Annotated in this window: 20 protein-coding genes; 6 read left to right on the plus strand and 14 right to left on the minus strand. The window is 38.0% G+C overall.

Annotation, left to right across the window (positions count from 1 at the left end):
* From HC176_RS13170 to HC176_RS13180, 3 genes are all read right to left on the minus strand, one after another.
* Nucleotides 1–179 (minus strand): transposase (locus tag HC176_RS13170; RefSeq protein WP_167919040.1); only part of this gene is annotated, 179 nt, incomplete at its 3' end.
* A 255-nt stretch (nucleotides 180–434) separates the two neighbouring features.
* Entirely contained in the window at nucleotides 435–1,172 is a 738-nt protein-coding gene (locus HC176_RS13175) for a DUF2927 domain-containing protein (protein ID WP_167919042.1), read from the minus strand.
* A 151-nt stretch (nucleotides 1,173–1,323) separates the two neighbouring features.
* Nucleotides 1,324–2,262 carry a hydrogen peroxide-inducible genes activator gene (locus HC176_RS13180; protein ID WP_167919043.1) on the minus strand — a complete coding sequence of 313 codons (939 nt, stop codon included), beginning with the start codon at nucleotides 2,260–2,262 and terminating at the stop codon, nucleotides 1,324–1,326.
* A gap of 105 nt (nucleotides 2,263–2,367) precedes the next feature.
* On the opposite strand from HC176_RS13180, the gene HC176_RS13185 reads away from it, so the two are divergent.
* Entirely contained in the window at nucleotides 2,368–2,847 is a 480-nt protein-coding gene (locus HC176_RS13185) for a Dps family protein (protein WP_167919044.1), read from the plus strand.
* A gap of 59 nt (nucleotides 2,848–2,906) precedes the next feature.
* On the opposite strand, the gene HC176_RS13190 is transcribed toward HC176_RS13185, so the two are convergent.
* The 5 genes from HC176_RS13190 to HC176_RS13210 form a co-directional block, all read right to left on the minus strand.
* On the minus strand, nucleotides 2,907–4,238 hold the full coding sequence (locus HC176_RS13190) for a DUF58 domain-containing protein (RefSeq protein ID WP_167919045.1): 1,332 nt from the start codon (nucleotides 4,236–4,238) through the stop codon (nucleotides 2,907–2,909).
* Between the two features lie 95 nt (nucleotides 4,239–4,333).
* A complete protein-coding gene (locus HC176_RS13195) occupies nucleotides 4,334–5,407 on the minus strand; it encodes an AAA family ATPase (RefSeq protein WP_167919046.1) in 1,074 nt (357 codons plus the stop codon).
* A 2-nt stretch (nucleotides 5,408–5,409) separates the two neighbouring features.
* Nucleotides 5,410–6,615, minus strand: a complete 1,206-nt coding sequence (locus HC176_RS13200) for a DUF4350 domain-containing protein (protein WP_167919047.1) — start codon at nucleotides 6,613–6,615, stop codon at nucleotides 5,410–5,412.
* Between the two features lie 2 nt (nucleotides 6,616–6,617).
* The gene (locus HC176_RS13205) at nucleotides 6,618–7,346 is read right to left on the minus strand and encodes a hypothetical protein (protein ID WP_167919048.1); all 729 of its coding nucleotides are present in this window, start codon (nucleotides 7,344–7,346) and stop codon (nucleotides 6,618–6,620) included.
* On the minus strand, nucleotides 7,343–8,332 hold the full coding sequence (locus tag HC176_RS13210) for a stage II sporulation protein M (protein WP_167919127.1): 990 nt from the start codon (nucleotides 8,330–8,332) through the stop codon (nucleotides 7,343–7,345). Before HC176_RS13210 ends, HC176_RS13205 begins: the two co-directional genes overlap by 4 nt.
* A gap of 238 nt (nucleotides 8,333–8,570) precedes the next feature.
* Here HC176_RS13210 and HC176_RS13215 point away from each other — a divergent pair, with 238 nt between their 5' ends.
* On the plus strand, nucleotides 8,571–9,290 hold the full coding sequence (locus HC176_RS13215; RefSeq protein WP_167919049.1) for an RDD family protein: 720 nt from the start codon (nucleotides 8,571–8,573) through the stop codon (nucleotides 9,288–9,290).
* A gap of 469 nt (nucleotides 9,291–9,759) precedes the next feature.
* Complete coding sequence (locus HC176_RS13220) at nucleotides 9,760–10,377, plus strand: trimeric intracellular cation channel family protein (protein ID WP_167919051.1); 618 nt, start codon at nucleotides 9,760–9,762, stop codon at nucleotides 10,375–10,377.
* Here HC176_RS13220 and HC176_RS13225 read toward each other — a convergent pair.
* The 5 genes from HC176_RS13225 to HC176_RS13245 form a co-directional block, all read right to left on the minus strand.
* Entirely contained in the window at nucleotides 10,374–10,922 is a 549-nt protein-coding gene (locus HC176_RS13225) for an HNH endonuclease (protein WP_167919053.1), read from the minus strand. The genes HC176_RS13220 and HC176_RS13225 overlap by 4 nt on opposite strands.
* 313 nt (nucleotides 10,923–11,235) lie before the next feature.
* On the minus strand, nucleotides 11,236–11,802 hold the full coding sequence (locus HC176_RS13230) for a hypothetical protein (protein ID WP_167919055.1): 567 nt from the start codon (nucleotides 11,800–11,802) through the stop codon (nucleotides 11,236–11,238).
* A 15-nt stretch (nucleotides 11,803–11,817) separates the two neighbouring features.
* Nucleotides 11,818–12,234 (minus strand): protein-export chaperone SecB, encoded by a 417-nt coding sequence (locus HC176_RS13235; protein ID WP_167919057.1) that lies wholly within the window; start codon nucleotides 12,232–12,234, stop codon nucleotides 11,818–11,820.
* The gene (locus HC176_RS13240) at nucleotides 12,194–12,478 is read right to left on the minus strand and encodes a hypothetical protein (protein WP_167919059.1); all 285 of its coding nucleotides are present in this window, start codon (nucleotides 12,476–12,478) and stop codon (nucleotides 12,194–12,196) included. Before HC176_RS13240 ends, HC176_RS13235 begins: the two co-directional genes overlap by 41 nt.
* A gap of 337 nt (nucleotides 12,479–12,815) precedes the next feature.
* Nucleotides 12,816–13,535, minus strand: a complete 720-nt coding sequence (locus HC176_RS13245) for a peptidylprolyl isomerase (protein WP_167919061.1) — start codon at nucleotides 13,533–13,535, stop codon at nucleotides 12,816–12,818.
* Between the two features lie 234 nt (nucleotides 13,536–13,769).
* Between HC176_RS13245 and HC176_RS13250 the strand changes: the two genes are divergently transcribed.
* The 3 genes from HC176_RS13250 to HC176_RS13260 all read left to right on the plus strand — a co-directional run bounded on the left by HC176_RS13250 (nucleotide 13,770) and on the right by HC176_RS13260 (nucleotide 16,472).
* Nucleotides 13,770–14,411, plus strand: a complete 642-nt coding sequence (locus HC176_RS13250; RefSeq protein ID WP_167919063.1) for an NUDIX hydrolase — start codon at nucleotides 13,770–13,772, stop codon at nucleotides 14,409–14,411.
* Nucleotides 14,412–14,509: 98 nt separating this feature from the next.
* Nucleotides 14,510–15,307, plus strand: a complete 798-nt coding sequence (locus HC176_RS13255) for a lysophospholipid acyltransferase family protein (RefSeq protein ID WP_167919065.1) — start codon at nucleotides 14,510–14,512, stop codon at nucleotides 15,305–15,307.
* 82 nt (nucleotides 15,308–15,389) lie between these two features.
* Nucleotides 15,390–16,472, plus strand: coding sequence for a hypothetical protein (locus HC176_RS13260; protein WP_167919067.1), 1,083 nt, complete (start codon nucleotides 15,390–15,392; stop codon nucleotides 16,470–16,472).
* Here HC176_RS13260 and HC176_RS13265 read toward each other — a convergent pair.
* Complete coding sequence (locus tag HC176_RS13265; protein ID WP_167919069.1) at nucleotides 16,466–17,665, minus strand: DUF4350 domain-containing protein; 1,200 nt, start codon at nucleotides 17,663–17,665, stop codon at nucleotides 16,466–16,468. The genes HC176_RS13260 and HC176_RS13265 overlap by 7 nt on opposite strands.
* Nucleotides 17,666–17,774 lie beyond the last annotated feature (109 nt).

Consider the following 17,774-nt stretch of genomic DNA (forward strand, 5'->3'; position numbering starts at 1 on the left):
TTGCCATAATCCTTTAGCTCCTTACGCCAGCGGTAAAGTACTGATGGAAATATATCCAGGTCTTCACATACTTGTTTTACATTGCCTCTGGCATAACTCAACTCGACGGCTTTTTGTTTAAATTCTAGGGTGTAATGTTTAGATTTTCTTCTCATAATTGCTAAAATAAAAACTAGCAAACATATGCTCTCATCTTTATGTCCAGTCTAATGTAGTAATTCCAGTAATTAATTGCTTAATTTTTAGTCAACCTATTTCAGGAAAGTTCATTGGGTTAATGCAGTACAACGTTGATGTATAAGATTAGTTGCGTGTTTTAAGCACTAAAATTAGCAAATAAATCACGGATAGAAAGTCCGCAAGGACTTTCGTAAATTGGCTACAACCAGCAATTAATTTTATACGGTGTTGTAAAACGTTTTTATAGATTTATTTTATTCAATAATTTCCCTTAAAACTTGTTCAGTTTCTAATCTGTTCAATCCTGATTTCATTTTTTTATTGTACAATAGTTTTATTAATTCCTTATCAAATTCTGAAAAATCCAACACAGTCTTTTTTGTGTCGTACTTAGCTTGATAGAAAACACTATTTGAGTATAAACCAGAGTCATTTCCAAAACCAAGTGATTGAGTTATTTCTTCGATAATTGCAGTTTTTTGAAATTCAATAGGTTTTGATGTATTAATAAAAATAGATGTGTTATAAATAATATTGTTCCTAAAATTATAGTTGAAAAAGCCAAAATTATTTATATCCACATTGTTAAATATTTTCTTGAAAGGTTCAGGGTAAGTTTTGAGTTTTTCATCTGAACATAAGAATAAATGACCATTTGCGTTTATAGAATCATTAGATATTGAAATTTTAAAATTATCAGAAACTAATTCATTTATTTTTTCAACTGACTCTCTTATAAAATTAATTTGTTCTTTATAATTTTTATCTTTTACGATATATAAATTTAGAGGTGTTTTCCATTTTCGAGTAATCTTTTTCGAATTTCCATATTCTGCTCCTAAACAAATATCATTGAAGTATAGTATTAATTCTTCTTTTGATTTATCTACAAATACTATTTTTTTATCAAATTGATATTTATAATAATTGTTTCCTAAAAAGATTAGTAATAAAAAGGAAATTATAAAATAGACATTTCGGAATATTTTCATTCAGTTAAATGTTTTACAACTTGTTTATATCTGTGATTGAAAAACCTATAAAATTCCAAAAGGGAAGGATAAGGATGTTTCTTAGCATAATTTCCATGTTTATCCCCAGGATTTTTTCAATCAGCACTAATATAAAAATAATTCTTACAAACTATTTGGGCAACGGACTAATAATCTTCACATCCTGAAAAGCAATAGCTCCACGTATAATCCCTGAAATAACATCTTGTAAGGCTTCGATAATCTGCATTTTCAGTTCGCTTTTGTGGTAAATAATACTTACTTCGCGGGCAGGCGAAGGCTCTGTGAAATAGTGTAGATTGGCTTGTTCATTTTCTTTAATATCTAGAGTATGCAGGTAGGGCAGTAGCGTCATGCCCAAACCTTCGTTAGAGAGTTTTATTAAAGTTTCAATACTGCCACTTTCCAACTGGAATTGCTCATCTGATTGGTTTTTAAACGCTTTGCACAGGTTTATCACGCCATCTCGGAAACAATGGCCGTCTTCGAGCAAAAGCATATCATCAATTTCGAGGTCGGTGACCTCAATTTTTTTGTTGGTGTGTAAGCGGTGCCCTTTTGGGATGTAGCTTACAAAAGGCTCGTAGTATAATACGCGTTCCTTTATGTTCTCCTGTTCTAAAGGGGTAGCGGCAATGGCGGCATCTAAATGCCCGTCTTTTATTCGAGCAATAATTTCTTCGGTGGTAAGTTCCTCTATTTTAAGCTTTACCTTGGGGTGTTTTTTTATAAAAGTTTTTAGGAACATGGGCAACAAAGTGGGCATTACCGTGGGGATAACGCCTAGTTTAAACTCGCCACCAATAAATCCCTTTTGTTGGTCTACAATATCTTGGATGCGGTACGATTCGTTAACTATATTTCGGGCTTGATTAACTATTTTTTTTCCTACTTCGGTAAGTTCGATGGGTTTTTTACTACGGTCGAAAATTTGAATATCCAATTCGTCTTCCAGCTTTTGTATTTGCATGCTTAACGTAGGTTGGGTAACAAAGCATTTTTCGGCGGCCTTGGTGAAATTCTGGTTTTCGGCAACGGCCAATACATAATATAATTGGGTAATCGTCATACATATAAATTTAGGCTATAAAAATATAAAAAGTATCAATAAAACTTATTGAATCAAAGGTTAATTATAAATTAAATTTGTAGTAAACAAAAAAACATAGTAAACATGACACTTAACAGTATAGGATTAGACTCGCAAAAAACAAAAGTTTTAGCCAACGATTTGAACACATTATTGGCCAATTTTCAGATTTATTATCAAAATTTACGAGGCATCCATTGGAATATAAAAGGAAAGCGTTTTTTCGATTTACACGAAAAATTTGAAGAACTGTATACCGATGCCAACGCTAAAGTAGATGAAATTGCCGAGCGTGTACTTACCCTGGGCGAAACACCGCTTCATACTTTTGAGGATTATGCTGCCAAAGCACAAGTGCCCGTTGGAAAGAATATTTCTGAAGACGAAAAAGCAGTAAAGCTGATTGTAGATTCTTTAACAGAACTTTTGAAAATTGAAAGACAGATTCTGGATGAATCGGATGATGCGAATGATGAAGGTACCAACTCGATGATGAGCGATTTTATAACGGAACAGGAAAAAACGGTTTGGATGATGAAAGCTTGGTTGGGCGAAACCGTTTAACCCAAGTGGGATTGATTGATAGCGATGAAAGGCGGCCTGGTTGGGTCGTCTTTTTTGTTTTACAACAACCCCCGCGCCTTGATTTCCAAATATTTGTTTATCGTATCAATGGTTAAATTTTCGGGCGTGGTTAATATGGAATGGATGCCGTGCTTTTTCAGTTCGTTGACGATAAGGCGCTTTTCAAAATCGAATTTTTCGGCAATAACCTTATCATAAACCTGCTGGATGGTTTTGGCGTCATCATGAATCAACGCATCCAATTCGGTATTTTTAAAGAAAATAACCACCAACAAATGACTTTTGGAAATGGCTTGCAAATACGCAAGCTGCCGTTCCAAACCATCTAAAGTTTCAAAGTTGGTGTACATTAAAATGAGGCTGCGTTGGGTAATGTGCCGCTTTACGTTGGCGTACAATCGGCTGAAATCGCTTTCAAAAAAATCGGTTTTCACGTTGTAAAGCGACTCTAAAATCAACTGCATTTGCGAACTTCGGCGTTCGGCAACTACTACATTTTCAATCTTTTTGGAGAAGGATAGCATCCCGGCTTTGTCGTGTTTTTTCAATACTACATTGCTGATTACCAATGCAGAATTTATAGCATAATCCAACAGGCTTAAACCTTCAAAGGGCATTTTCATGACACGCCCCTTATCGATGACCGAATACACGGGTTGCGATTTTTCATCCTGAAATTGATTTACCATCAATTGGTTTTTCTTGGCTGTGGCTTTCCAGTTTATGGTGCGGAGGTCGTCGCCCAAAACATAATCCTTTATTTGCTCAAATTCCATGGAGTGCCCCAAACGACGCACTTTTTTCAAACCATATTCCAAAGAATTTTGATTAATGTTTAAAAGCTCGAACTTTTTCAGTTGCTTAAAACTAGGGTAGGTGGGCACTATAGCTTTGTCGCTGAACGTGTAGCGCTTGGCGACAATGTTCAATACCGAATGGGCGTAAACGTTCAAGCTGCCAAAATAATATTCGCCGCGTTCGGTGGGGCGCAAATTATAGGTGATGGTTTTTTCTTTTCGTGGCGCAATACTGTTTTTCAATTTAAAATCCCGCTCTTGGAATTGTTCCGGTATTTCGTCAATGATTTCCAAATGAATGGTGAACGGGTAACGGTTTTCAATTTGTAAAGTCACCGCGTTTTTATCGCCGTTAGAAAATTTATCGGGCACTATCCGTTTGGCCTGTATTTTGTTTTTTCCGAGGAAAACAATTAATACGTCCAAAATAAAAAGCACCATCAAAATCAAGATGGAAAGTTGCGCCACATTAAACAACAACGGAATAAAATAACTTATGGCAAACAGCACCACAATGCCAATTCCAGCATGGAAAAAACGGGGCTGTATGTAAAACGGTTTAAGGAATTTCAATCTTTGTTAGAAGTTAGAAGTTGCCACGAATTCACGAATATTTTTGTTTTTTTACTGAATACTGTTGACTGCCTACTGCCAACTGAGTACTGCGACTACCTCGGAATTTCCACAGTTTCAATAATCTGTTTAATGATTTGTTTGCTGGTAACCCCTTCCATTTCACGCTCTGGCGTAACAATAACGCGGTGATGCAACACGGGGATCGCGGCTCGTTTGATGTCTTCTGGCGTTACGAAATCGCGTCCGCCCATAGCGGCAAAGGCCTTGCTGGCTTTTAAAATAGCAATGGAAGCCCGTGGCGAAGCTCCCAAATACAAAAACGGATTACTTCGTGTAGCAACTATAATTTGTGCAATGTATTTTAGTAAGTGCTCCTCTACCAAAACTTGAGTGACCAACTGTTGGTATTCGGCTATTTGTTCGGCCGTTAAAAATGCTGTGATTGCATCGGTTTTGGCTTTATCTCTCAGTTGGTGCTCTCGGGTTAATATTTCAATTTCATCGACTAAATTGGGGTAATCCACATCAATTTTAAACAGAAAACGGTCTAATTGTGCTTCGGGCAAGCGGTAGGTGCCTTCTTGTTCAATGGGGTTTTGGGTGGCCAAAACCATAAATGGCGCGTCCAATATATATTTATGGCCGTCAATGGTAATTTGTTGCTCTTCCATCACCTCAAACAGTGCTGCTTGGGTTTTGGCGGGTGCCCGGTTTATTTCGTCAATTAAAATCATATTCGAAAAAATGGGGCCTTTTTTAAACTCGAATTCTGAATCTTTAAGGTTGAAAACCGAAGTTCCCAAAATATCGCTCGGCATTAAATCGGGGGTAAACTGAATGCGACTAAAACCCACGCTCAACGACTTCGCCAAAAGTTTGGCCGTAATGGTTTTCGCCACGCCGGGGACACCTTCAATAAGCGAGTGCCCCTTGGCCAATAGCGAGGCAATCAGCATATCGACCATGTCTTTTTGGCCCACAATCACTTTGCCGACTTCCTGCTTGATTTGGTTAACACTCTGTTGCAGTCCAGACAAGTCCAATCGGTTTTTAAATTCTAAAGTGCTGTTGTCGTTCAAGGCACTGCTGTCGATAGAATCGATGGTGTTTTCCTGTGTGTCTTCGGTGGCTGGATTTGGGTTTTGGGGTGCTTTATTGTCGTCCATAATTATGCGGTATAAAATGCTTCAATGTGGCGGTTTAGATTAATAAGGTTGTCTTCAAAAAATTCGTTTTTGCTTCGTAACCAATTAATATATCCGATGGTTTTTTTTACCAACTCTTTTTTTCTTCCGGATTTTGAACTCAGTTTTTCAATGAATTCATCGTTTAAATCCGAAGTGTCCAAATGGTAATCGGTTCTAATTTTTTCCAAAAAGTACGTTATTTTTTTATCAATGAGGTTTTTGTGGTCTTGCGTTTCAAAATACAGGTTCGAAACTGTCTTAACAAAATCTACCGTAGTATTGGGCAGTGGCTTGATAATTTTAATGATGCGCTGTCGGCGTTTGGCATTAAAAATCATAAAAAGAATACCGAAAATAATGGCGGTGTACCAAGCCCATCGGAACGGCAGTTGCTCTAAAAACCACCCGAGATTCGATTCTTTTTCAACATTGCCATCATAGCCCGTTTGAATTTTGGTGAACGAGTCAAAATACACATCGTTTTCTGGTAAATACGACAGCGCGCCTTCTACATATTGGTAGCGGTTTTCCTTTAAAATATTGTAATTGGTAAAGGCTTTGGGTTCGGTATGCAGGTAAATTTTGCCGCCTCCGAAAGGGATTTCAAGAAAATTAACATGCCAGTAATCGATTCTTGAATGCCCTAAAACGCGATAGTTTATCGAGTCGAAACGAGAAAAATAATTGTCGCCTTCATTGCGGTCAATTTCAATGGTGTTAATGTTGAAGTCTTCCAGTTTTTGAGTTGAAATGCTATCGGTTTTATTCGCGATATATTTTACGTCTATATGCAGGGTGTCGTGCAATTTCTGCGGAAAGGTGTAATCTGAAATAAACAAGGCGTTGCCTTTGTCCACAAAATTCAATAGTTCATCCACCGAGTCGTCTTCCAGGTAATTGGAATTGCCAATAATAATGTAACTCCCCACGGCCACATGGTCGCCGAAACCATCTTCGGAATGCGCCTGTAAATAACTGGCCGGTTGGTGGTAAACGGTTCGGATTTTATGGTTACTGAACAATTTGGGCAGTTCTTTGTAAAGCACACTAACGCCGTAAGGCTTGCTACTTTTTTCGTTGAACGATTCTTCCCAATCAACCGTTTTGGTGTGTTTGATGCCCACAAATATAGAGGCGGTTACCACCAAGGCAACGAGAATGAGCAGTATGGGCAAAACCTTTTTCATGCTTAACCGACCTGCTTTAAAAGGGTTGAAAAATGGGTTTTTGCCGTTTGGTACTGCTGTTGGTTTATGGCAAATTCGCCGTACCAAATGTAGTTGTAAAGGTAGGCCGTGTATTCAAAATTTTTGTTGAATGGTTTGTCGATTATTTCATTGAGGTACTCGCTGTTGGTTTTGTCTTCCTCAACTTTTATATAATTTTTTAGGCTTAAATGTTTTAAAACCAGTAAATAATAATAACGAATGGCGAGGCGATAATCTCCAGATTTTTCAGCATTTAAAATGAAGGTGTCGATGTCGGATTGTTCGATGTTTTCAGCTGTGATGTCTTCGTGTTTGCCAATGTTTCGGTGGTGGTTTCGCGAAAATAATCCGGAGCTGCCTTCGTTGATTAAAATATAGGCCAGAAATATTACTGCGCCAATAATAGCGATATAAAATAGCCAACTAATCGGTCTTAAATCCATGGAGAGGAACCCCTCGTTGTTGTCCTCTTTGCTTTTGATTTTGTCGTTTTTTTTATAGTCTTCGTAATTGCCCGAACCCATGGGTGTTTCACCAACGATGTCGTGCCCTTCGTAATTGTATTTGTTTCCGCTGTAGCGTTCCTTGAAATCGTCGTCGAACTGCCTGATGTTCTGTGGAACTTCAGAAAATGAAAGCGCCAATGAAGATTGAAAAAGAAAGCACATCAACAGCACGAAAGGGATAATATGTATTTTGGGGTTTTTCAAAGTTGTGACGGACTTAACACCGGCTGCTGCGTAATTTGCTTTTGGATTTTAAACGGATATATCAAATAGTAATAACTAATGATGCCTAAAGTAATTAAAATAATGCTCACCGAAAGCCAATGCGGCATAATGTTGGAATAGCGGGTTACAAAGCCCTCCAAAAAACCGGCGGCAAAGGTAAACGGCATGGTGCTGATTAAAATTTTAATACCCGTTTTAGCGCCCATTTTAAATGAGGTATATCGCGAATGGGTGCCCGGAAACAGAATGCTGGCTCCTAAAATGAGTCCGGCGGCACACTCGATAACAATGGCGAAGATTTCCATGCTACCGTGAATCCAAATACCACGAACGCTTTCCCAAAACACATTTTTTTCATAAAAGAAATACTGGAACGAGCCCAGCATAATACAGTTGTTGAACATGATGTAGAGCGTGCCAACCCCCAAAAATACGCCCATAACAAAAGCGATGATGCCCACCCGTAAATTGTTGATGGTAATGCCAATAAAACTGCCCCAATTGCTGCCGCTTTTATAAACAGCCACGGGGTCGCCTTTTTCAATGTTTTCCAACGACATGTTTACATAATTATCGCCCAAAACGGAGCGCACGAACTCGCCATCGTTGGCAGCAGAAATCACACCAATAAAAGTAAAGGCGAAAAAAATGATAAAGGCCACATAAATAAACTTTCGGAATTGATAGCAGATTAGTGGCACTTCGGTTTTCCAAAAACCTACCAATCGGTTGGTGTCGTGACGCTTCGTTTTATAAATTTTTTGAAAGGCTTTGGCGGCCAATTGGTTTAAATAAGTAATAACCTTGCTTTTGGGGTAGTAGGTTTGGGCATAAGCCAAATCGTTTATTAAATGGATGTACTGAGAGGCTAACTCATCGGGGTTTTTAAAATCGTTATTGAAAATGGCCTTTTCAAAACTCAGCCATTTTTCCTTATTTTGTTTGATGAATGAAACTTCCCTCATGTATTTTTCATAAATTTCAACCCGTGGTGCATTATGCACATTAATTTTGTTCAAACGTCAGTTCGAGTGATTTTGAGTGGTTGCTGAGCGTAGCCGAAGCGGAACGATAAATCGTATCGAGAACCTTTCTTTGGATTAAAATTCCTTTTCTCGATACAAATTTCACTCATTCTGTCGTGAAATTCACTCGAAATGACGAATTTTATCAAAATGTACGACAGGTAAATTAAAATATAAAATGTCAGAGTTACAAATTAACACGACCCAAAATGTAAAAATTGCCTTCCGTGCCAGTGGAGCGGGAGAGCGGTTATTGGCATTTCTAATTGATATGGCCATTAAAATTGGGTATTTAATGTTGATGAGTTATGGCTTTGGGGCTTTTGATAACATGGACCAATGGTCGCAAATCGCGATTAATACGGTGTTGAGTTTCCCGGTGATGTTTTACACTTTGGCATTAGAGTCACTTTTTGAAGGCCAAACCATTGGGAAACGGGTACTGAAAATTAAAGTGGTGAAAATTGATGGCTATCAAGCGTCGTTTGCCGATTATGTAGTGCGCTGGTTTTTCAGGATTGTGGATGTGTATATTTTCGGAATGGGCTTTTTCGTGATGTTATTCAGTAAGAAAACGCAGCGTATAGGGGATATGGCTGCCGGCACGGCTGTTATTGGGCTAAAGGACCGTGTTAACATCAGTCATACCATTCTTGAAAATTTACGCGACGATTACAAACCAACTTATCCGAATGTGATAAAGCTGTCGGATAACGATGCAAGAATTATAAAAGATACTTTTGGCGTAGCACGAGTGGCAAAAGATTACCAAACGCTAATAAAATTGAGAAGTAAAATTGTTGAAGTTGTGGGCATAAAAGAAGTGAAACAAAAAACAGATATGGAATTTATTGACGTGATTTTAAAAGATTATAATTATTACACCCAAGATATGTAAGCAGAGAACCGCCTTTTGCCGCGCAAAAGGTGTGTGAATCGCTTACCCTGAGCGGAGCCGAAGGGTCTTTTTAAAAGGTCGCCAAATTTTTCAAATGCAATGCAGAAAAATTTGTGCAGACTGCTTACCCTGAGCCTTTCGACTGCGCTCAAGGTAAACTATGGCCGAAGGGTCTTTTTTTAGTGAGCAAAACGTGTGTGAATCGCTTACCCTGAGCTTGACTCGGGGTCTCAAAAAAAAAAAGAAAAATTCTCTGAATCATTCATTCCGTCCCGATTGTTATCGGGATTGTCTCGAAATCTCAGAGAACCGTCATTGCTAAAGTAGTATAGCAATCTCATGAATTGAACCTAAAATTTAAACAGATTGCTTCGTCCCTCGCAATGACATATTAAAATTATAAGATGCTAAATTGTACTTCGACATTGCTCCTAACAATAGTTCAGCATGACGATTAACAAAGAAACGTATGTTCTATACCATAGATATTTTAGGGACCATAGCCTTTGCCATTTCGGGGGTGCTGGTAGCATTTAACAAACGGATGGATTTATTTGGCGTTTTGATTATCGCTTTTGTTACGGCCGTTGGTGGCGGTACGCTGCGCGATGTGCTTATTGGCGAAACCCCAGTGAGCTGGATGCGCGATATGACCTATACATACGTGATTTTGGCTTCGGCCATTTTTGCCATCATTTTTAGGAGTAAAATCAATTATTTGCGTACCTCCCTATTTTTATTCGATACCATTGGAATTGGGCTGTACACCCTAGTGGGAATTGAAAAAGGACTGAATGCTGGGTTAAACCCCATTATTTGTATTGCCTTGGGAACCATGACCGCCAGTTTTGGCGGGGTAACCCGCGATATTCTCTGCAATGAAATACCTGTTATTTTTAGAAAGGAAATTTATGCCACCGCCTGTATTTTGGGAGGTGTTATTTATTTCGTGCTCCGCGAATTCCCGATAAAGGACGATTTTGTTTTTGTCATTGCCGGACTCGTAGTCATCATCACCCGATTGCTGGCCGTAAAGTTTAAGATTGCCTTACCGAATATTTACAGGGGTGATGTGGATACCGATTAATACTCGGTAACCGACCCCCAATTTTCGCCCGTTTTTATGCGGTATAGCTGCATTTCCGAAATTCCAAACTGTTTAGCAATCATCTTTAATCGGGTCCGTCGGTTGGGGTCGTTAATTTTTCGTTTTATGAGTTTTACCTTAGTTTCCGTAAGTTTGGAATAAGTGCGCTTGCGGGGTTTATTCTTGTATTCGGGGTTGCTGAATTGATGCTGCTCCTTCTCGCGTTTTGTAGCCCATTTTAAGTTTTCTACGCGGTTGTTGGTTTTATCGTAATCCAAATGAATCACGAAAACCCCATCGTTTTGTTGTAAAAAATGCTGGGCGACCAGTTTGTGTACGTATCGGCTGGTCGATTTTCCGTTGTGTTTTTGTTTTACATGAAGGTTTCGGTAGCCGTTAATAAAAGATTCCTTTACTATAAATTCCTTTTCACCTTTGCAATTTATTATTCTACCGTAATTTGATATTTTGAATTTTTCGTTATCGGCAATGTTTTCATCAAATTTAATCCACTTCCATTCTTCATTCCTGTAATTCCTGATCATAATTAATTTTTTTGAGAGACTTTGTCAAATTACGAAAACTTGTGTTAAACCGCAAATGGCAGGGCGTGCCGTAATTTACAAGTGCAAAGATAATAGGTGCGTGGGATGTTTGGAAATGATTTTTAGTCACTTCTAGATAAGGTGAATGGAAGGATTTCCCGTTAGCTATAGTGAGAAGTCATCTGTTTAATGGCGCTATGGTTGACGTATGGCCGTCAAAAACAATAAACGCTCTTAAAATGGGGGTTTATATACCATGTTTTTAAAAAGTTATGGGGTTGTGTAACGGTTACCTTTGTTGTGTGTAGTAGTTTTAAACAACATATCCAGAAACATAATCATCAGGATAAACAATGGAATAATTACCAAAATTTAGATTATCGAATGAGTATATACAAATTTGTATAGCTGGTTTATAATCTAAATATTGTGGTTTCCCTAAATCAAATTTCAATTGATAGTTTGGTTTTAAATCTTTTGATTTTGAGTGAACACCATAAACACGAATAGCGTTATAATTAAATAATTTAAGAGTATTTTTCATATAGGACAGAACTCGTGCTACAGTTGTTTTTCTGTTCAACAACTTTTTTGACTTCATTAAATTAATACTTCTTTCAAAGTCAATCATATGTTCTGTTTTTCCCACAAGGTCGAAACAAGTGTCAGTGTGAAAATCAAAATTAGCCTCACAAATGACATAATTATCATTTAAACTTACTTTTCCCCACCAATGGGCATTGTCTACAAATGTATCCCAAAAGTAATATCCATTACCTAGCCAAGCATTATTTCTGGTACAAAGAAAAGGCCCTTCTTGTTCAATTTGGTCAGGGTTTTCTCTATCATCAAGAGTTTGATATATTGTTTTTCTATCCAAGAAAAGTCTCCTTTTTTAATTGCTTATTGAAGTATTTTCTTTTAAAGGTTGTTCTAATGAAATTAAGTTCATGGTAGGAAGAACTATAGGGGGAGTATTTGCTTGGTTGGTTACAATGCTTACGAACGCTCTTAAGTAAGGAAACAAAATAGCTATGCTATTGCGATAGAAGTAAGAAGGAATTTCCTCCAAAGAGTTTACATTTTCAAATTTGAAGAATCCGTTACATCTTATGTTTACAAAAGGTTGTGTGCCTTTTTGGTCATCTGTAAATGCCAAGAAGTCAAATGTTAACTTATATGTAGAGTCTTTGGAATCAAAAACGCCGGAAGGTTTAAAGTCAACGAAAAGTTTATCAGAAGTGTGGTTTTGTAAATCAATAATTACCTTGTCAAAATAATATCTTTGAATTGAAAAGCTTGCTTTTTGCATAAGTTTTGGTCAAAAAAAAATCCGAAGTAAAATTCGGATTTTTTATGTTATTAACAAAACTTTCTGGTTCTAATTCTGGTGGACTTTGGTCTAGCATAAAAAAACAGCTAGAATGCTCAATAAATTCCTCGATTGTAGGACTGTTAATATTATCTAATTCTGAAGTAGAATTCCAGTCTTTAGCAATCTGTTCATCAGAGGTATTATTGAAATAATCCTGCAATTTTTCAAAAATACTTTTCATCTTCTTATCCTTTCTTTTAATCATTTGGTCACTGCAAAAGTACAGTATTTGTTTATATCTTGTTTTTATTTCATCGAATAATCTATTATTTAGATTTGTTATAAATAACAAATTGAACTTTTCACATCGTTAAATATTAGACGAAATCACATGTTATAAGTTACAAAATTTGAGCCAAATTGTCTTATATTTATGTTAAAAGTTTGTTTTCCACTATTACGAACAACAATTGGCTAAATACAATTTAGTCCCATTATATTTATTTCCAAAAATTATTTCGCCAACTAAAATAGCAGAAATATTTTACAGGAGCAATTAAAGTGGTTATTGCGAATAGTTACTCAATAATCTCCACATTTCGGATGTAAATATTCCGTAATGGCCAATCGGCATCATCGGTTTCCACCTTGGCAATTTTGTCTATCACGTCCATACCGCGGGTAACATGGCCAAAAATGGTATAATCGCCATCTAAATAATGGGCGCCGCCGTGCTGTTGTACAATAAAAAACTCGTAGGGCGAGGCCAGTTTATGTGGGTTGTCAATTTCACTGCTGGGCATAGAAATCACGCCGCGGTCGTGCCTAAACCCGCGCTTGGTGTCGGGAGGCAACAGGTATTGCCCAATGGCATGGCGTTTGTCTAAAGTTTTTTGGTCGTCGCTATGGCCGGCTTGCACCATAAAATTATCAATTACGCGGTAAAATTGCGTGCCGTTAAAATACTTCTGTTTGGTAAGGAAAATAAAATTAGAGCGATGGAATTTGGTCTCATCATACAACAACACATCAAACGAGCCCATGTCGGTAGTAATGCGTACCTTATTTTCTTTGTGTTTTTTGTCGTATTGCAAGAAAAATTCCATAGCGTTTTTTTCGGTCAACAACGGAAATTCCCGCTCTGGCAATTCGTTCACTACCTTGGAATCTGATGCTGTTTTTAGTTCAGAACTATCTGCCTTTTCAGTTTTGGTTTTTGGGGTGCTTTTGTTTTTAGATTTTTTATCTTCACAATTCAAAAACACAGCAAACAAACAGAGTAATAAACACAGTCTCATTAATTAATATTTTAGTCGCCAATTAGGCTTTTTTATATGAATTTCGATTATATCCAATAGCTTACAATGGGTTGAACGTCTCTCTGAATTGTCACACTGAGCGGAGTCGAAGTGTTATTTCAGGGGGCACATTATAAGGTTTTGGTTTTTAGTTTTTTTTGAGATGCTGAAACAATCCCGATAATTATCGGGACAGCATGACGATAAAACTTTTTATGTTAAAAAAAACATTCCATGGATTTTGGTGAATTTCAGCAATCGCTTTCAAAAATAAAAAATATACCGCTTTTAGGCGAATCCTCGCATTTTAAAATGGTACCGCCTTTTAGGCAGGAGCTGGTAAAAAACCAGACGGAAGCCATAAAACGTGCCAAACATGCTGGGGTTATGGCTTTGTTTTACCCCAACGCCAACCAACAAACCCAATTGGTTTTAATATTGCGGAAAACCTACAAAGGGGTACATTCGGCGCAAGTTGGGTTTCCTGGAGGGAAGTTGGAAAAGCATGACCAATCGCTGGAAGAAGCGGCTTTACGCGAAACCGAAGAGGAAATTGGTGTGCCCGTTAAACAGATAAAGGTGATGAAAAAATTGTCGCAGGTGTATATTCCGCCAAGTAATTTTTATGTGCAGCCTTTTGTCGGAATTACCGCAACGACACCAAAATTCATAAAACAAGATGATGAAGTTGAGGATGTTATCGAGGTGGATTTGGAACATTTTTTAGATGATGCCGTTTTAATCACCAAACGATTGGCTACCTCGTACAGTGTTGAGGTTGAGGTGCCTGCGTTTAAACTGAACGGCCATGTGGTTTGGGGCGCTACCGCCATGATGCTCAGTGAGATTAAAGATATGCTGAAACAACTTTGGTAGTTTATTTTGTTTATTACATTTGTAGGCTCAATTTGGGCGGCTTTTGGCATATTTTGCTTAAATTGGTGTAGCTAACCAAACTATTTCAACTCGTATTCATGGGATTGTTTAAAAGAAATCCATTCGGACATATATTATTTGTTAAAAAATGGCTCATCAGAATTTTGGGGGCTTTAACGCATCAGCGGTTTCGTGGCTTCAACGAACTACAAATTGAAGGCTCTGAAATTATTAAGGACCTACCCGATACCAACGTGCTGTTCATTTCAAACCACCAAACTTATTTTGCCGATGTAGTGGCTATGTTCCACGTATTTAACGCCAGTTTAAGCGGGCGTGTAGATTCCATAAAAAATGTAGGTTACCTCTGGAATCCTAAATTGAATATTTATTACGTGGCCGCAAAGGAAACCATGAAAGCCGGATTGTTACCTAAAATTTTGGCCTACGTGGGGTCGGTGAGCATTGAACGGACGTGGCGCTCCGAAGGGAAAGATGTTAAGCGCCAGGTAAGAATGAGCGATATTTCCAATATTGGAAAAGCGTTGGACGATGGATGGGTTATAACTTTTCCACAGGGTACCACTACGCCTTTTAAGCCCATTAGAAAAGGAACCGCGCATATTATAAAAAAATACAAACCGGTTGTTATACCTATTGTTATTGATGGTTTCCGAAGGTCGTTCGATAAAAAGGGTTTGCGTATTAAAAAGAAAAATATTCTCCAAAGCATGGAGATTAAGGCGCCTTTAGAGATTGATTACGATAACGAAACCACCGCCGAAATTGTTAAGAAAATTGAATATGCCATAGAGCAGCATCCGTCATTCTTAAAGGTGATTCCTCAAAAAGAACTCGAAGCCCAAGAAGAGCTCAATAAGAAGCGGGAGTGGTAACGGATTTATTTCCCATGTATTTTCTAAATCTAATAAAAATCTGTATATTTAAGGTTTTGTGTTAATCAGTAAAACTTTTTTTATGAACGTCAAAAAATGTCTTGTTTTTTCAATATTAATGTTTGTATTGGCCGTTTGCCAAGGTCAAAATTCACGAAATTCCGAAGTCTCCATTAAGGGCGAGCAGTTTTTTGTAAACCACAGCATTACTTACAAAGACCGCTATTGGAACGGGAATAAAATTGAAGGCCTATTGTTCAATTCCCGAATGGTGCAGGGTGTTTTTGACGATTCGAACCCCGAAACCCGAAAAGGCTTTGTGTATCCCGATACCAAAACTTGGGATGCAGAACGAAATACACGGGAGTTCGTAGCGGCCATGCCCAGTTGGAAAGCGCACGGTTTGTTGGCTTTTACACTAAATCTTCAGGGCGGAAGCCCCATTGGTTACGGCAATAAAGATTGGATGAATTCTGCCTTTGATGCCAAAGGCAACCTAAAACCAGACTATATCAATCGGTTGGAACGGATATTGGATAAGGCCGACGAGCTCAACATGGTGGTGATATTGGGCTATTTCTATTTTGGACAGGACGAGGTTTTAGAAAACGAAACCGCTGTAATAAATGCGGTAGATAATATTACCAACTGGATCGTTTCAAAAGGCTATAAAAACATTTTAATCGAAATAAACAACGAATGCGATATTAAGTACGACCATGCCATATTAAACCCAGAGCGCGTGGATGAACTCATTAAACGCGTGCAAAAGTTGAGTAACCACTCCCTTTTGGTAAGCACCAGTTTTAAGGGCAATAAATTGCCAACGGATAATGTTATTGCAAGTTCAGATTTTGTGCTGCTCCACGGCAATGGCATAAAAGATCCTGAAAGAATAAAAATTTTGGTTGATGAGGTTCGGCAATCTGAAGCTTATACGCCAAAACCCATTGTGTATAACGAAGATGACCATTATGATTTTGATAAAGATTCGTACAATTTAAAGTATGCTGTTGAATCTTATGCCTCATGGGGCTATTTCGATTTTAGAAGAAAAGATGAGCCTTTCGAAGAGGGATTCCAAACTGTTCCCGTAAATTGGGAAATCAGTTCCAAACGGAAAAAAGCGTTTTTTGAAAAAATAAAGGAAATTACAGCTTATTGATTACTTTCAGTTTTTACCGTCTCCGAGATTTTAAATTCTCCATCGGTTACAATGGCTCTAAATACATAGGTTCCTTTTTTGGGTAAAGTAATTACGGGTGTTTTGGTATTAGGGTTGTTGTTTTCAAAAATGGCGATTTCTGGCCCTTTTTTCATTTCCCAAGTAATTTCGGGATAAATGTTGTCAGAATCATCATCAATAATTTCGGCAGTTAAATGCAGTGTCTTGCCATTTTTTGATAATTGATGCTTTACGGAAACTACGGGCGGTAAGTTAGTGCCTTTGTTTTGTGTGGATTCCTTTTTAATTAAATCATTGTTTTCCTTTCTAGCGGCCCAAAGCATGATGCGCTGCGTAAATTCTCGGTTGTTGGAATGCGAAAGCTGTGTGCCGTCGCCAGCATTCCAAAACATATTTCTGTCGAAAAGCCCCAAAATACGTCCTTCTTTAAAGTGGGCAATAGCCAAAGTGGCATCGGTTTCAAGATTTATTTCGCCATCAATTTTATTCACTTTTAGTTTGCCACCCAAGCCGTTGCTTTGCGCTTTTGCTAACACTTTTGCGGGTGCTGAGGTACGGACAAAACTAACACCCTCGCCCCTAAAAATAACGCCCCCGTTTTTGTTGTAATTGTTTATAAAATGGTCTTCAGTGTAATCTTTAATGAGGTAGTTGCCACCGCCATTATCGGTTAAAAAATACATGCCAAATGGTTCGGTAATCAGGTTGTTGGAGTCCCTGCCAGCCGTATTGTCCAGTCCCACGTGCTTGTAATGTCCGCCAAAAGCACTATCGGACCAAGCCACCAATCCGCCACCATTCGCTACCCAACTTTTAATGTTCGAAGCTTCCTCTTTTGAAAATGTTTTTTGGTTCGATGCTAATATCAAAACATCAATATTTTTCAAAAATGTATTGTTGAATTCGGTTTCAGCATCGTAAACTTCGGTGATTGTTAAGCCCGTTTCTTCAATCGCTGCCTTGAATTGGCTCATGCCGTACCGACCCGTATCGTTCAGTCGCATTTGGTGGAAGGCGGGTTTGTTTCCCGATGGAACATCGCCATCTGCTGATACGTCACCATACACATACACCACATTTTGGGCAGAGGTGATTACGATTGAAGTAAAAAATGTGATGATTAAAAACTGAAGTTTATTGTGGGTGTTCATATTGAAAGGCGATAAGTCCATTTGATTGTATTATCATCAAAAATACTAAAAATAGAATTTGATTTCAGTAAAAACCTAAAAGGTTAATAACTCCTAAAAACTTCGCTTCAGAAAACGCATCAGAATCTTT

Source organism: Tamlana crocina, from assembly GCF_012037625.1.

Excerpts from the sequence above, each read along its gene's own strand:
- HC176_RS13235 (WP_167919057.1), bottom strand. The coding sequence starts at position 12,234 with ATGCAAAAAGCAAGCTTTTCAATTCAAAGATATTATTTTGACAAGGTA.
- HC176_RS13250 (WP_167919063.1), top strand. The coding sequence starts at position 13,770 with ATGGATTTTGGTGAATTTCAGCAATCGCTTTCAAAAATAAAAAATATA.
- HC176_RS13220 (WP_167919051.1), top strand. The coding sequence starts at position 9,760 with ATGTTCTATACCATAGATATTTTAGGGACCATAGCCTTTGCCATTTCG.
- HC176_RS13185 (WP_167919044.1), top strand. The coding sequence starts at position 2,368 with ATGACACTTAACAGTATAGGATTAGACTCGCAAAAAACAAAAGTTTTA.
- HC176_RS13215 (WP_167919049.1), top strand. The coding sequence starts at position 8,571 with ATGTCAGAGTTACAAATTAACACGACCCAAAATGTAAAAATTGCCTTC.
- HC176_RS13255 (WP_167919065.1), top strand. The coding sequence starts at position 14,510 with ATGGGATTGTTTAAAAGAAATCCATTCGGACATATATTATTTGTTAAA.
- HC176_RS13240 (WP_167919059.1), bottom strand. The coding sequence starts at position 12,478 with ATGAAAAGTATTTTTGAAAAATTGCAGGATTATTTCAATAATACCTCT.
- HC176_RS13200 (WP_167919047.1), bottom strand. The coding sequence starts at position 6,615 with ATGAAAAAGGTTTTGCCCATACTGCTCATTCTCGTTGCCTTGGTGGTA.
- HC176_RS13175 (WP_167919042.1), bottom strand. The coding sequence starts at position 1,172 with ATGAAAATATTCCGAAATGTCTATTTTATAATTTCCTTTTTATTACTA.
- HC176_RS13210 (WP_167919127.1), bottom strand. The coding sequence starts at position 8,332 with ATGAGGGAAGTTTCATTCATCAAACAAAATAAGGAAAAATGGCTGAGT.
- HC176_RS13265 (WP_167919069.1), bottom strand. The coding sequence starts at position 17,665 with ATGGACTTATCGCCTTTCAATATGAACACCCACAATAAACTTCAGTTT.
- HC176_RS13260 (WP_167919067.1), top strand. The coding sequence starts at position 15,390 with ATGAACGTCAAAAAATGTCTTGTTTTTTCAATATTAATGTTTGTATTG.
- HC176_RS13245 (WP_167919061.1), bottom strand. The coding sequence starts at position 13,535 with ATGAGACTGTGTTTATTACTCTGTTTGTTTGCTGTGTTTTTGAATTGT.
- HC176_RS13180 (WP_167919043.1), bottom strand. The coding sequence starts at position 2,262 with ATGACGATTACCCAATTATATTATGTATTGGCCGTTGCCGAAAACCAG.
- HC176_RS13225 (WP_167919053.1), bottom strand. The coding sequence starts at position 10,922 with ATGATCAGGAATTACAGGAATGAAGAATGGAAGTGGATTAAATTTGAT.
- HC176_RS13195 (WP_167919046.1), bottom strand. The coding sequence starts at position 5,407 with ATGGACGACAATAAAGCACCCCAAAACCCAAATCCAGCCACCGAAGAC.